11 protein-coding genes are annotated in these 14,539 nt (G+C 41.3%); 9 read left to right on the top strand and 2 right to left on the bottom strand.

Annotated elements, in window-relative coordinates; all coding sequences use genetic code 11:
• Positions 1-446 precede the first annotated feature (446 nt).
• The 6 genes from recR (at position 447) to nadE (ending at position 7,676) form a co-directional block, all read left to right on the top strand.
• The gene (recR, locus tag CXF80_RS06360; RefSeq protein WP_101032082.1) at positions 447-1,046 is read left to right on the top strand and encodes a recombination mediator RecR; all 600 of its coding nucleotides are present in this window, start codon (positions 447-449) and stop codon (positions 1,044-1,046) included.
• A gap of 281 nt (positions 1,047-1,327) precedes the next feature.
• Complete coding sequence (htpG, locus tag CXF80_RS06355; RefSeq protein ID WP_101032081.1) at positions 1,328-3,241, top strand: molecular chaperone HtpG; 1,914 nt, start codon at positions 1,328-1,330, stop codon at positions 3,239-3,241.
• Between the two features lie 66 nt (positions 3,242-3,307).
• Positions 3,308-4,171 (top strand): tetratricopeptide repeat protein, encoded by an 864-nt coding sequence (locus tag CXF80_RS06350; protein WP_101032080.1) that lies wholly within the window; start codon positions 3,308-3,310, stop codon positions 4,169-4,171.
• A gap of 135 nt (positions 4,172-4,306) precedes the next feature.
• Positions 4,307-4,951 (top strand): adenylate kinase, encoded by a 645-nt coding sequence (gene adk / locus CXF80_RS06345; protein WP_101032079.1) that lies wholly within the window; start codon positions 4,307-4,309, stop codon positions 4,949-4,951.
• 474 nt (positions 4,952-5,425) lie between these two features.
• Positions 5,426-6,730 (top strand): inosine/guanosine kinase, encoded by a 1,305-nt coding sequence (locus CXF80_RS06340; RefSeq protein WP_101032078.1) that lies wholly within the window; start codon positions 5,426-5,428, stop codon positions 6,728-6,730.
• Positions 6,731-6,845: 115 nt separating this feature from the next.
• On the top strand, positions 6,846-7,676 hold the full coding sequence (gene nadE, locus CXF80_RS06335; RefSeq protein ID WP_101032077.1) for an ammonia-dependent NAD(+) synthetase: 831 nt from the start codon (positions 6,846-6,848) through the stop codon (positions 7,674-7,676).
• Positions 7,677-7,679: 3 nt separating this feature from the next.
• On the opposite strand, the gene CXF80_RS20260 is transcribed toward nadE, so the two are convergent.
• Positions 7,680-8,342, bottom strand: a complete 663-nt coding sequence (locus CXF80_RS20260; protein WP_198554846.1) for a DUF6942 family protein — start codon at positions 8,340-8,342, stop codon at positions 7,680-7,682.
• 103 nt (positions 8,343-8,445) lie between these two features.
• Here CXF80_RS20260 and CXF80_RS06325 point away from each other — a divergent pair, with 103 nt between their 5' ends.
• Positions 8,446-9,948: an alpha/beta hydrolase gene (locus CXF80_RS06325; protein WP_101032076.1), complete on the top strand. Its 1,503-nt coding sequence runs from the start codon at positions 8,446-8,448 to the stop codon at positions 9,946-9,948.
• Here the strand turns inward: CXF80_RS06325 and CXF80_RS06320 are convergent.
• Positions 9,935-12,097 (bottom strand): diguanylate cyclase, encoded by a 2,163-nt coding sequence (locus CXF80_RS06320; RefSeq protein WP_232772054.1) that lies wholly within the window; start codon positions 12,095-12,097, stop codon positions 9,935-9,937. The genes CXF80_RS06325 and CXF80_RS06320 overlap by 14 nt on opposite strands.
• Positions 12,098-12,458: 361 nt before the next feature.
• Between CXF80_RS06320 and CXF80_RS06315 the strand changes: the two genes are divergently transcribed.
• Together CXF80_RS06315 and CXF80_RS06310 are read left to right on the top strand one after the other, a co-directional pair.
• Positions 12,459-12,725: a DUF4212 domain-containing protein gene (locus CXF80_RS06315; protein ID WP_101032075.1), complete on the top strand. Its 267-nt coding sequence runs from the start codon at positions 12,459-12,461 to the stop codon at positions 12,723-12,725.
• 12 nt (positions 12,726-12,737) lie between these two features.
• A complete protein-coding gene (locus CXF80_RS06310) occupies positions 12,738-14,456 on the top strand; it encodes a sodium:solute symporter family protein (protein ID WP_101032074.1) in 1,719 nt (572 codons plus the stop codon).
• Positions 14,457-14,539: the final 83 nt, after the last annotated feature.

Here is a 14,539-nt window from a genome sequence, read left to right as displayed (position 1 = left end):
ATGGTTTAAACAGAAAAGTGATAGCTCTCAAAAATAGATTAACTTCTTTTCTGATTATGTGAGCCCGTTAATGAAATGAATGAATATTGTTGTAATTCGGTCGGTTACTTAGATTTTTACTGCAGTATAAACAGAGGTTGTTTGAACCCGCTTCGGTGTTCATCATTATTAACAAGCCTAGTAGAAGAAGTATTAATTGAGCTCTTTACATATCTTCGATGTAACGATGACTCTGGGCATTTGGTTAAAGCATTAAATAAAAACACTTTGTAATGGCTCGATTGTTGGCTTTATTTATTCTAAAAAGCATTAATCTTTGCATTCGAGCGCAGCACAGATAATAATCGCACTGCATTGGTGCTATCGCAGATTGGCTTGGCTGATCACAAAAAGGGTTTCACCAATAACATCACAATGAGTTTAGTTATTAAGGTATTGGCAATTTTATGAAATTTAGTCCTTTGGTCGATGAATTAATTCAATCTTTACGCGCTTTGCCAGGCGTCGGACCTAAGTCGGCACAGCGTATGGCGTTTCAATTGCTTGAGCGTGAACGTAAAGTGGGCCTTAAGCTTGCCGATTCGTTACAAAAAGCCATGTCTGAAGTCGGCCACTGTCAAAGTTGCCGTACATTTACCGAACAAGATTTATGCCCCATATGCAGTAGCCATCGGCGTATTAATGCAGGGATTATCTGCGTGGTCGAAACCCCTGCCGATGTGCTTGCCATTGAGGCGGGTGGACATTTCAATGGTCGCTATTTTGTATTGTTAGGGCACTTGTCGCCATTAGACGGTGTTGGTCCTGAAGAACTGGGTCTGGCCTTACTTGAGCGCCATTTGATCTCTGATGAGGTGAGCGAGCTTATTCTTGCCACAAACCCTACCGTTGAGGGGGATGCTACCGCACACTTTATTGCGGATATGGCTAGGAGACACAATGTGGTGATTAGCCGTATCGCTCATGGTGTTCCTGTCGGTGGAGAGCTTGAATATGTTGATAGCACCACCTTAGCCTTGTCATTTAATGGTCGTATTCCGCTGTAAAAAAGCGGCTTACTCATTGAATACCACTGTGCCAGCGGATCATTAATCAGGTTTGCTGGCATTATTTCATCTATCAAGGGTGATTAATGGGGTAATAGGGGCGGACATTATTCGCCATATTGGCCTGATTTGAGCCTAACGGATGATTTATTATTCAACAAGGCGGTGTTGCCCCTTGAAAATATTGTAACGTTCCCCCATCTCTTGGTTAACACCGATTTTTAAGGCGAGTAGATTAATCGACTCGTGATTGTTTCAACGTAACACCAAGGGAAATATTCATGTCACAACAAGAAACTCATGGCTTTCAAACCGAAGTAAAACAACTTCTGCAATTGATGATCCACTCTCTGTATTCAAATAAAGAGATTTTCTTACGTGAGCTAGTCTCAAATGCGGCCGATGCAGCAGATAAACTCCGCTATTTAGCCTTAACCGATGATGCCTTATATGAAGGTAACGGTGATTTACGCGTCCGTGTTAGTGCCAATAAAGAAAAAGGCACAGTAACCATTACTGATAATGGTATTGGTATGACCCGTGATAGCGTCATTGAACACTTAGGCACTATCGCCAAATCGGGCACTAAAGAGTTTTTCAGTAACCTTTCTGGCGAAGCGTCAAAAGACACACAATTAATTGGTCAGTTTGGTGTGGGCTTCTATTCTGCTTTCATCGTGTCCAAAAAAGTCACTGTGCGAACTCGTGCTGCCGGTCATGCGGCTAATGAAGGCGTATTGTGGGAGTCAGAAGGTGAAGGTTCATTTAGTGTAGACAGTATTACTAAAAATGAACGTGGTACTGAAATTGTCCTGCATTTACGTGATGAAGAAACCGAGTTTGCTGACGATTATCGTCTACGATCAATTATCACTAAGTATTCTGATCATATCTCTGTTCCGGTACAAATGTGGAATGAAGGTACACCAGAGTCTGATGGCCCTGATGGCGAGAAAGTAGCGGCAACCGAAGGTGAGTGGAAAGTGATGAACAAAGCCACCGCGCTTTGGACTCGTAATAAGTCAGATATCACAGAAGAAGAATACCAAGAATTTTATAAACATATTTCTCACGATTACAGCGAGGCATTAAAATGGTCTCACAATCGTGTCGAAGGCAAACAAGAATACACCAGCTTGTTGTATATCCCAGCCAAAGCGCCGTGGGATATGTGGAATCGTGACCATAAACATGGCTTGAAGCTGTTTGTTCAGCGTGTGTTTATTATGGATGAAGCCGAGCAGTTTTTGCCTTCTTACTTACGTTTCGTTCGCGGGTTAATCGATTCAAATGACTTGCCGCTAAACGTATCTCGAGAAATTTTACAAGATAATCAAGTAACTACAGCAATGCGCGTGGGGATCACCAAACGTGTGTTAGGTATGCTTGAAAAACTGGCTAAAGATGAGCCTGAACAATACCAGTCTTTTTGGGCTGAGTTTGGTCAAGTATTAAAAGAAGGCCCAGCAGAAGACTTTGCTAACAAAGAGCGCATTGCAGGACTATTGCGTTTTGCTTCTACTGATGACAATTCGGCCGCCACAACGGTGTCATTAGCTGCTTATATTGAGCGCATGAAGGAAGGCCAAGACAAGATTTACTATATTGTTGCCGACAGCCATGAAGCCGCAGCAAATAGTCCTCATCTTGAATTACTGCGCAAAAAAGGCATTGAAGTATTATTAATGTCAGAGCGTATCGATGAATGGTTAGTGAACCACCTAACTGAATTCAAAGAGAAGAAGTTACATTCTGTCACCCAAGGTGATTTAGAATTAGGCGAGCTTGAAGATGCGGCCGATAAAGAAGCTCATGACAAAGTTGCTGAAGAATCAAAAGCACTTGTTGAACGAGTTAAAGCTGCACTTGCTGACCGCGTATCGGCAGTTCGTGTTACATCACGCTTAACTGACACGCCAGCATGTGTGGTAGCCGGTGAAGGTGAAATGTCGACTCAGATGATTAAACTGATGCAAGCTGCAGGCCAGCCAGTGCCAGATTCTAAGCCAACATTTGAGATTAATCCAACCCATCCTTTGGTTGAACATCTCAATAACGAAGCTGACGAAAAACTGTTTGCTGATTGGGCTAACTTGTTATTACAACAAGCGTTGTTATCAGAAAAAGGCAGTCTGGCCGATCCATCAGCGTTTATTAAACTGACCAATCAAATGTTATTGGCGAGTGTAAAATAACTTCGATTTAAGCAGTAAAAGCGGACAATAAGTCCGCTTTTGTTTTTGTCATACCGCGGAGGCAATATGGACTACCTCATCGATCTTACTAAAGATAATATTCAGCAAGTTGTTGATACCTCAATGCAAAAAATGGTGGTATTGGCATTTTGGACTCAACAACAGCCCGAAAGCGTACAGATGTTACAAACGCTGGAACAACTGGTAACGGCACAAGCTGGACGATTTATTTTAGCCAAAGTGGATTGTGAAACAGAGTTAGAAATTGCTAACTATTTCCAAATCCAAGATGTACCGACCACATTAATTTTAGATAAAGGCAGACCGATTGATGGTTTTGCTGGGCAACAAAGCCAACAACAAATTTGCGACATACTCGACAAACATTTACCGCCTATGTGGATACAAGCGTTTGATGAGGTTAAGCAACAATTAGCCCAAGGCGAGTTATCGTCGCAAGACTTGGGTAAAATAGCAGACCAATTAACAATCATTTATAACGATGCGCAACAGCAACCTGAAGTCGCATTGGTGATGATAGATGTGGCGTTACAGCAAGGTTTATTAGCGGAAGCAAAAGTGTTGCTAGCCCGTATAGGTTTAGCTGATCAAGATAGTTACTATCACAATTTAGTGGCCAAATTAGCGTTAGCGGAAGATGCGGCAGATACGCCTGAAATTCGTCAACTGCAACAGAATGTTACCGACCAACCTGACAATATTGATGCGGTGTTAATCTTAGCCAAAGCATTAAATGTTGCCCATCGTAATGAAGAAGCACTCGAATTATTGTTCGCTATTTTACAAAAAGACATGAGCGCTGCAGAGGGTAACGTTAAACAAGTCTTCATGGACATTTTAACTGCAATAGGCCAAGGCAACGCGTTAGCCAATTTATATCGGCGTAAATTGTATACTTTATTGTATTAAACAATTGCAGCCATTTTGTTACAATCCTTATTAGATTTAGGTCTAATGCTATAACAAAAGCGCTATTAATAGTGTGGTAAATGTGCGAAAATCGCCGCCCTAAAAAGAACACAAACTTAAAAGAGGACTTTTGAGATGCGCATTATTTTATTGGGTGCCCCAGGTGCTGGTAAAGGTACCCAAGCTCAGTTCATTATGGAGCAGTATGGTATCCCACAAATCTCAACCGGTGATATGTTGCGTGCAGCAGTAAAAGCTGGCACGGCATTAGGTTTAGAAGCTAAGAAAGTAATGGATGCAGGTCAATTAGTTTCTGACGATCTTATCATTGGTTTAGTGAAAGAGCGTATTACCCAAGATGACTGTGAAAAAGGTTTTTTATTAGACGGTTTTCCTCGTACGATCCCACAAGCCGATGCAATGGCTGAAAACGGAATTGAAATCGATCATGTGATTGAGATTGATGTGCCAGACGAAGAAATCGTTAAGCGTATGAGCGGACGTCGTGTCCATTCTGGTTCTGGTCGCGTTTACCACATGGTATTCAATCCACCTAAAGTGGCAGGTAAAGATGATGTCACTGGCGAAGATTTATCTATCCGTCCAGATGATGAAGAAAGCACCGTACGTAAGCGCTTAGGTATTTACCATGAGCAAACTAAACCATTAGTCGATTACTATGGCAAAGTGGCAGCAGAAGGTAAAACTCAGTACAACAAGTTTGACGGTACTCAATCTGTTGCTAAAGTTAGTGAGCAATTGGCCAATATTCTAAAATAATCGCTAATTAACGCCTCAATAAAAAGCCTGCATTGCAGGCTTTTTTATTGCTTAATGGACAAGCTAATTGCTCGAAAACGTAATGATAGACAGATATTGGACATCTACGTCTTTCTGTTTACCTCCGAACGGGGTGGGAAAACGGTTATCAAACAGCTCTTTTCTCTGGCAATACCGACGCTGCATTGACTTACAATAGGCCTGCTATTGACGCGCAGATTGCCCTTGCTAGTAAAAAAAGGCACGTTTTAAATAAAATCGCTCAAAACACTGTGCATTTTAGCTCTCTATCCATCTCTTATCCCGCGTTAAGGTTATTTAGGCCGTGAAAATGATAAAAGTGATATAGAATTAACGCTTACCTATGATAAAATTTGCCGCCATTTTCGCGGATGACAACTCATTAAAAATTCAATGGGTGTCAGTAATCATTAATTTCACACTTGCATGGATGCCAAGCTATGAGAGTCCAATATGAAGTTCCCTGGTCAACGTAAGTCCAAGCACTATTTCCCTGTAAACAGTCGTGATCCTTTATTAGCTCAACTTACGCAGCAGCCTCAACCTTTTTCTACTTATATTTGTGGGATTGACCAGACGCTGGTGGATATCGAAGCCAAAGTTGATGATGAATTACTTCAGCGTTACGGTTTACCTAAAGGCAACTCAACGCTCATTAACGATGAGCAAGCCCATCATTTGTATAATGAACTTAAGTTCAATGAGATCATCAGTGATGAGTTTGCTGGTGGCACCATTGGTAACACAGTACACAATTATTCTATTTTAGCCGATGACCGCTCGGTGCTTTTTGGGGTTATGAGCCAACATATTATGGTAGGTAGCTACGCTTATCGCTATTTATGTCATACTTCATCAAAGGTCGACCTCAACTTCTTACAACCTGTCGACGGTCCTATTGGTCGTTGTTTTACGCTGATTTCCGACAGTGGTGAGCGCACGTTTGCGATTAGTAAAGGATGCATGGATAAACTAACACCAGACTATATCGATAAAGAGGTGGTGCAGGGCAGTTCAGCATTAGTCATCACGGCATATTTAATGCGTGCCAGTGACGGTGACGGTATTACTGATGCCGCAATGACGGCGATTAATTACGCCAAAGAGGCTGATGTGCCAGTCGTGTTAACCTTAGGCACGCGTTTTTTAATTCAAGAAGAGCCAAAGTGGTGGCAAAATTTTATTAATGAACATGTCACTATTTTAGCCATGAATGAAGATGAAGGCGAAGCGTTAACAGGTTTTAAAGACCCATTACTTGCCAGCGAAGCCGCTCTTGAATGGTGTGACATGGTGTTAACCACGGCGGGGGAGATAGGACTTTATACCGCAGGTTATACTGAGGATAATGAAAAACGCGAAACCAGTCATACCTTATTACCTGGAGCCATTCCCGAGTTCAATCGTTATGAGTTTTCTCGACCGAAATTACAAGCAGATTGTGACACGCCGATAAAAGTATACGCACATATTGCACCTTATATGGGTGGGCCGGAATTAATTCGTAATACCAATGGTGCTGGCGATGGTGCGTTGTCTGCGCTGCTTCATGATTTATCAGCCAATACTTTCCATAAAACCAATATACCTGGCTCGAGTAAACATAAACGAGACGGCATATGTTATTCATCATTTTCACAAGTGTGTAAATACGCTAATCGTGTTGCATACGAAGTGTTAGCTCAGCATAGTCCACGTTTGTCCCATGGTTTGCCTGAGCGAGAAGACAGTCTAGAAGAGTCTTATTGGGAACGATGATCTGTCGTCGATAAAAAAAAACGATAATGAAGCATCATTATCGTTTTTTTTTGTGTTAATTTTTATAGAATAGATATCGACATCTAGTTTATTAATAAGCAATTAGGAGCGCCACGTGAAAGGACAAATCTTAAAAGAGATGCATGTACTTAAGGCTATTGAGCCAGAGTTTGAGACCCAGCGTAGAATTGCTTTTATCAAGGCAAAATTAATAGAAGCTAACAGTCGTACTTTAGTTTTGGGTATTAGCGGCGGTGTTGACTCATCCCTTGCAGGGCGTTTGTGCCAGCTGGCAGTGGATAGCCTTAATCAAGAAAAGGTCAGTGACGAGTACCAGTTCATTGGCGTTCGCTTGCCTTACCACGTGCAAAAAGATGAAGCTGAAGCCCAACAAGCCTGTCAGTTTATTCAGCCTTCACAACTGGTGACAGTGAATGTCCATGATGGGGTTGTTGGCATCCATAATGCCACACTAGCCGGTCTCACCGCGGTGGGTTTAGCATCAACAGATGCTGCCAAAATTGATTTTCTTAAAGGTAATGTCAAAGCTAGAATGCGCATGATAGTCCAGTATGATATTGCAGGGTTAGTAGGTGGTTTAGTTGTTGGCACCGATCACAGTGCTGAAAATATTACCGGTTTCTATACTAAGTGGGGAGATGGCGCGTGCGATTTAGCCCCGTTGTTTGGGCTAAATAAACGTCAGGTACGTCAGTTAGCGGCTTATTTGGGCGCACCTGATCTATTAGTTAACAAAGCCGCTACGGCTGATCTAGAAGACAATAAACCTCAACTTGAGGATGAAGCCGCTTTAGGACTGACTTATGATCAAATTGATGACTTCTTAGAAGGTAAAGACGTTGCCCAATCAGTTGAAGATAAACTCGTTAGTATCTATAAACGTACCCAACATAAGCGTGATCCTATTGCAACTATTTACGACTAATCGCTAATGTTTTGTAGCGGCGATGTGTTGTCGTGTCAGTTCAATGAGCGCATTAGAATATTGTCGATAATCTAAATATGGTGTCAGTAACACTGGGTGCTGGCGTTGTATTTTTTGCTGGTCATCCAGTGATGAATATTGTCGATAATCTAAATATGGTGTCAGTAACACTGGGTGCTGGCGTTGTATTTTTTGCTGGTCATCCAGTGATGAATATTGCCGACGATCCGTTATCCCCATTCGTAGCTGGGCTTCATTACCACATATAATATGCCAACATACAGAAGACAGCTTTAAGTCGTCGCTATAATTAACATCTGCTTTAACAATACGTAATTGGCAACGTAAGCGTGGTGTTTTAATGTCACTGTTGATGTTCTTGTCGGTTTTTGGTTGATGCCGTTCAGCAGATTCACTAAACAGATTGTCGCGGATCAACTTCCAACAAGCCCCTTTGTTAGCATTGATATCGTGCTCTAAACAGCAAATTTTAGCCATAATGGTGACAATTTTTCGCCAGTGATTTCCATTCAATACGACGAGTTGTGTTACTGCATCAACGTGAGAGGCTTGCCAATGTTCCGGTAACGCTGGAGGCGTAGGTAAATAAAAAATGATATCGGGATTCATGGGCCCCCATATATGGCTAAATAAAGCTGATGACATATCATTTCCACTATAGTTAAGGATGGCTATTGTTTGGCGGTTTGACGGTAAATGTTAAGCTATATTGTTGTTCATTTGATATTTATTTTCAATAAGGTTTACTATGCGCGCTATTGTAATTGGGTCGACTAAACATTTTTTGTTTGCCGCATTTTATGCTGCTTTGGGGATTGCTTTAGCGTTAATTATCGCTGCCGTTTGGATGCTTAATGCTCGGCCTAATTTATCATTGTGGCACACTACACACCTAACCTCTGAATATCATCAGCAGTCAGGCTTAACTGATTTTAATCAATATTTACTATTAGAAGATAAACTATTTGCTGAAGTAGAACAGCAAGTTTATCGTCAGTATCAGCCTGAAATAGCGTCTCCTATTAATCGTTATGAGCGTCATAGTCTGTCTGATCCTAGGTTATGGCAGCAAAATTGGAATCGCTCATTTGAATGGAAAAACCCACAAGCAGAGTTTGGCCTATTATTGTTACATGGCATGTCTGATTCACCCTATATGATGTCGCATTTAGCACAGCATTATAAGCAACAGGCATATGTTTTAGGATTGCGTTTGCCCGGCCACGGTACCATTCCGTCTGGGTTAACCGACATTACCTGGCCTGATCTTGCTGGGGCGGTGTCACTTGCCGTGGCACACTTATCTACACAACTGCCGGGTAAACCCATTTATGTGGTGGGTTTTTCAACTGGGGCTGCATTGGCGTTAAACCATGAACTTGAGAATATCAGCTTGGATAAGTCTACGAGCTTTGATGGCATGATCATGTTATCGCCAGCAATTGGTCTTACACCTATTGCTGCAGGTGCTTACTGGCAAGCAAAACTGGGGAAATTACTTGGGCAAGATAAACTGTATTGGAACAGCATTCAAACAGAATATGATCCGTTCAAATATCAATCGTTTGCCGTTAATGCTGGTGATGTTGTGTATCAGTTAACCCAGCGTAATCAGACCTTATTAGGGTCATTATCGGTGCAGCAGTTAGATGCTATTCCGGCAATGTTAACGTTTCAGTCAGTTGTCGATGATACGGTATCTTCGCTTGCTGTGGTTGATTTGTTATATCAAAGGTTACCGGCAAACAAAAACCATCAATTGGTGTTATTTGACGTCAACCGTACTCGGAGCAACAACCAATTACTTTTCCAAGACCCACTGGCATCTTTTGCCCCTTTTTGGCTGTCTAAGCCGTTACCCTATCGTCTAAGTTTGCTTGAAAATGACCCGCAACGTGATCATCATGTCCAGGTAAGGGAGTTAGCCGATAAATCGATAACTAATGATGTATTAGCGTTAAATTTAACCTGGCCTAAAGATGTGTTTTCATTATCTCATGTGGCGTTAAACTTTCCGATTGAAGATACGCTTTATGGGCCTCAATCTGGCAATAATCCTGACAAAATCCAAATAGGCAGAGCAATTTATCAAGGTGAACGGGGCATTTTTAGTATGACAGCCGACGACATGTTACGTCAGAAATGGAATCCATTTTATCCTTATATGATGACTCGAATTGATGCGTTTACTCAAGGACATCAATCTGAGTCATCATTGGATAATAAACCGCTAAAGTTTAGTCAGAAATGATATTAATTATTGTCCGGTTTCGTCCCTGCTGTTTTGCTTGATAGAGATTATCATCCGCAACTTTAATCCACTTATCGAGTTGCACGTTATAGTCCGCATTTGCTGTAATCGCGCCAATACTAACAGTCACTTTGAATGATTGTTTATCTTCGGGTGAGGTGATATTTAATTGTGACAATGCTTCTCTAAAGCCATTGAGATGTTGTTCAATATGTAAGGCGTTGGACAAAGGCAAAATCAGTAGAAATTCTTCACCGCCATAGCGGGCCACAATATCAATGTCACGTTTAAAATATGTCTGCATTAATTGAGATACGTTTCGTAAGCACTCATCTCCAGCCAAATGCCCATAGTTATCATTAACTCTTTTGAATAAATCCAAGTCAAGCAAGACAACGGTAATAGCTTGTTCACTGCGTAAACAAAAATCCAATAGCTCACCAAATTTACGTTCAGCATAACGGCGATTATATAAGCCTGTTAAAGGATCACGATCAACCAGTTCAGTTAGCTTTATGTTGGCTTTTTCTAATTCTGCAGTACGGTTAGCAACGGTCTGTTCTAACTCCAATTGATGAGCAACCAGTTGTTGTTTACTGGTCACTAAGCGTTGATACAAGCTGAACACTTCTTTAGGTGAATTTTCGTCAATAGTTGATGCTTTTCCTGTATCGGGCTGACTAAATTGATTGGCTACTGCTTCTAATGGCACGGTCAATAACGTACTCAGCTTTGTTGATATATAAAACGTACACACTAATAAAATCAGCAACAGAATAAAACTACTAAACATTTGTTCTTCGGCCAACTTTAGTAATGGTGAAAACTCTTTTAAAATATAAACAGTCCAACCATTATTCAATTCACGGTGAGTATAAATATACTCAGGCACAATTGAGGTCGTATTGTGAATATTGATAAGGTCAAGGTTGGCGCGATACACACCTTTGTTTATGACAAAATTAAATTGTGATAGTGGTTTAAAAGCAAGCTTTTCTGAAGCGTAAATAATTTGATTTTGCTCATCAACCATCACTACAGACTCATCAGTGCTGTATTTATTGACTTGATCAATATATGAAAAGTGGCTCAAATCAAACGAGCCTTCTATAATCCCTGCTATTTTTGTGTGTTGCTCATCGAGATAAAACGGTGCACTCATGGCAATAATGGCATCATTGCCAAAGCCGCGACCCAGAAAGGCGGATGATACAAAAAAGCGTTGATTGTAAAACGATTCAATAAAATATTCGCGGTCTTTAATATTGATGCTTTGTTGTTGTTTTTGGATTGAGAGCAGTCTTGACAATGGGCTAGCGTTGACAATGTTAGCGGCAGGATCGGCAATTAGCATGCTAATAAAGCTTGGGTAGCTTTGATGCAAACTCGATAAAATAGCTTGCCATTGCTCAGGCGTATCGGCCATTAAATTTAATTGATTGGCGGTATTTTGGATCACGGCCTTATGGTTTTCGATATGATTCTGTGCCGCGGTAGATATATGCACAACCGCTTCTGTCATATTTTGTTTTAACATGACTTGTTGACGCTCTAAAGAATAAAAATTAAAGATTAACGCCGAAAACAGTAATGTTAACGTGACCATTAACGTGAAAAAATAGGTCAGTTGCGCGCTTAATTGTCTGCGATGGCGGTCTTTTACTTTATCTTTTAAAAACCATAGCTTTGGAATAGCTAAAATCAGCAGTGATGCAAGACTGGTATAAATGAGTCCGTTGATCCCTTGCTTTGAAATGATAAAGCCTAAGTGAGATGGTGGAATATCCATCAATAAAACCGCATATAAATACACCATTGGTGCGCCAATTAATAACCAATAAGCGGCGTCGGCATATAAAGCATAGATATCATGGCGTCTCGCATAGCCTAAAAATAGTGCTTCTAATCCAAAAAATAAATACACATGGGGACTATCCCATACCAGCATTAATCCTGTTGATGCCATCATTGCTGTTACAAATGCGTACCAAGGTCCTAATAAAACGGCAGCAATGACTGTCATCGTATTACCTAGTACAAATTGCACATTGGCAAAAAATTGAATTGGGAAACAATTGATCAGCAGTCCGACTACTCCCAAGATAATCGACAATAAAAGGTGCTGTTGGTTAATGCGTGGTAACGTCAAAAAGATATCCTTATTATTTTTATTATCAAAAGATTCGTTGATATACGAGTACTTATCTCAAGAAATCGAATATATTTCAACGAAAACGATGACTTTTTTGTTAGTAAATGCCTCATTTTGTTTTAATTGATCGTCATTTAAGTCTCTTTGTGCGGTAATTTTGTTCGACCTTGGTCTAACTCGATGGAATGGGCAATCGAGGCTTTCACTTGTTTTCAACTGTATAACTCTGATTATTAAGTGATTTAATGGCTTGCAACAGTAGCTCGTTCGTGAGATACGACTAAGGTCTTGATTGTAGACCCCCCCTAAGTTGCTAAATTAACAATGGCTTTACAAAAAATAACATAGGGGAGTCGCAATGAGTTTTGAAAATAACGAAAAGGCAGCGGGTTACTGGCGTGAGAATTTACGCTTGGTACTTAGCTTGCTTGCCATCTGGGCTGCAGTGTCATTTGGCTGCGGTATTATATTAGTAGATGTACTTAACGAAATTACCTTCATGGGATTCAAACTGGGTTTCTGGTTTGCGCAGCAGGGTGCAATGTATGTATTCGTGGCGCTGATTTTTGTTTACGTAGCGAAAGCTAATGCGTTAGACAAAAAATACAATGTTCACGAAGACTAAGGGGCACTAAAAATGGATGTTCAAACACTAACATATATTATTGTCGGCGCGACTTTTACGCTGTACATCGGGATAGCTATTATGTCCCGAGCTGGTTCAACCAAAGAGTTTTATGTTGCAGGTGGTGGTGTTCACCCTGTTATGAACGGTATGGCAACCGCAGCGGACTGGATGTCAGCTGCATCGTTTATTTCATTGGCCGGTATTGTGTCTTTTACGGGTTATGATGGTTCAGTTTATCTAATGGGCTGGACGGGGGGTTACGTTCTATTAGCCTTGTGTATGGCACCTTATTTACGCAAGTTTGGTAAATTTACCGTTCCAGACTTCATCGGTGATCGTTATTACTCTCAAACAGCTCGAACTGTTGCGGTTATTTGTGCCATTTTCATCTGCTTTACCTACATTGCAGGTCAAATGCGGGGGGTAGGCGTAGTGTTCTCTCGCTTCTTGGAAGTAGAGGTAGAAACCGGTGTGTATATCGGGATGGCGGTCGTATTCTTTTATGCTGTACTTGGCGGCATGAAAGGGATTACTTACACTCAGGTAGCGCAATATTGTGTGCTTATTTTTGCCTTCATGGTGCCCGCTATCTTTATCTCGGTAATGATGACAGGTCATATTTTTCCGCAGATTGGTTTTGGGGCTGAGTTAGTGGACGCTGCAGGTAATGGTACTGGGGTATATTTGCTCGATAAACTTGATGGACTGTCTGCTGAACTGGGCTTCTCTCAATATACTGAAGGTTCTAAATCCATGATCGATGTGTTCTTTATTACTGGAGCATTGATGTTTGGTACAGCAGGCTTGCCGCATGTGATTGTACGTTTCTTTACGGTTCCTAGAGTAAAAGATGCACGTATCTCAGCGGGTTGGGCACTCGTGTTTATCGCGATTATGTATACTACTATTCCGGCATTATCGGCATTCTCACGCGTTAATATGATTGAAACCATTAACGGACCAGAATCTACCGGTGTACCTTATGAAACAGCACCTGAGTGGATTAAAAACTGGGAAAAAACCGGTTTAATCACGTGGGACGATAAGAACAACGATGGCAACATTTTCTACACCAATGGTGAAAAAAATGAGATGACCATTGACCGAGATATTATGGTTCTGGCAACGCCTGAGATCGCTAATCTTCCTGCATGGGTTATCGCATTAGTTGCCGCGGGTGGTTTAGCGGCAGCATTGTCAACATCAGCGGGTTTACTACTGGTGATTTCAACGTCTGTTTCGCACGATTTACTCAAGAAAAATCTAATGCCGGATATTTCGGATAAGAAAGAGTTAATGTATGCGCGAATAGCCGCTGCCTTAGGGGTTGTTATGGCGGGCTACTTTGGCATAAACCCACCAGGTTTTGTTGCGGCTGTAGTAGCTATTGCATTTGGTCTCGCCGCTGCGTCGTTATTCCCAGCCATTATCATGGGTATTTTCTCCAAAACCATGAATAAAGAAGGGGCTATTTCGGGTATGGTGATCGGGTTATTATTTACTGCGAGTTATATTGCTTACTTCAAGTTTATTAATCCGGCAGCCAATTCGTCCGAAAACTGGTTATTTGGTATCTCGCCAGAAGGTATTGGTATGGTCGGAATGATTGTTAACTTTTCGATAGCCTTTGCGGTCTGTAAAGTAACCGCTAAAATTCCTGACGAGATAGTGGCGATGGTGGAGTCAATCCGTTTCCCTAAAGGGTCTGGTGAAGCGCAAAATCACTAATCAGCTTTAATTATCACAGTTTAAAAAGAGCGCTTAGGCGCTCTTTTTGTTGGTCTTAAGTCCTATAGCCGTTAAGTGAAATG

It is taken from the genome of Shewanella sp. Actino-trap-3 (genome assembly GCF_002836275.1).
Classification (GTDB): Bacteria; Pseudomonadota; Gammaproteobacteria; order Enterobacterales; family Shewanellaceae; genus Shewanella; species Shewanella psychromarinicola.
Note: the sequence above shows the minus strand (reverse complement) of the source record. Positions and strands in the feature narration are given on the sequence as shown.

Excerpts from the sequence above, each read along its gene's own strand:
- CXF80_RS06315 (WP_101032075.1), top strand. The coding sequence starts at position 12,459 with ATGAGTTTTGAAAATAACGAAAAGGCAGCGGGTTACTGGCGTGAGAAT.
- CXF80_RS06310 (WP_101032074.1), top strand. The coding sequence starts at position 12,738 with ATGGATGTTCAAACACTAACATATATTATTGTCGGCGCGACTTTTACG.
- adk (WP_101032079.1), top strand. The coding sequence starts at position 4,307 with ATGCGCATTATTTTATTGGGTGCCCCAGGTGCTGGTAAAGGTACCCAA.
- recR (WP_101032082.1), top strand. The coding sequence starts at position 447 with ATGAAATTTAGTCCTTTGGTCGATGAATTAATTCAATCTTTACGCGCT.
- htpG (WP_101032081.1), top strand. The coding sequence starts at position 1,328 with ATGTCACAACAAGAAACTCATGGCTTTCAAACCGAAGTAAAACAACTT.
- CXF80_RS20260 (WP_198554846.1), bottom strand. The coding sequence starts at position 8,342 with ATGTCATCAGCTTTATTTAGCCATATATGGGGGCCCATGAATCCCGAT.
- CXF80_RS06350 (WP_101032080.1), top strand. The coding sequence starts at position 3,308 with ATGGACTACCTCATCGATCTTACTAAAGATAATATTCAGCAAGTTGTT.
- CXF80_RS06325 (WP_101032076.1), top strand. The coding sequence starts at position 8,446 with ATGCGCGCTATTGTAATTGGGTCGACTAAACATTTTTTGTTTGCCGCA.
- CXF80_RS06340 (WP_101032078.1), top strand. The coding sequence starts at position 5,426 with ATGAAGTTCCCTGGTCAACGTAAGTCCAAGCACTATTTCCCTGTAAAC.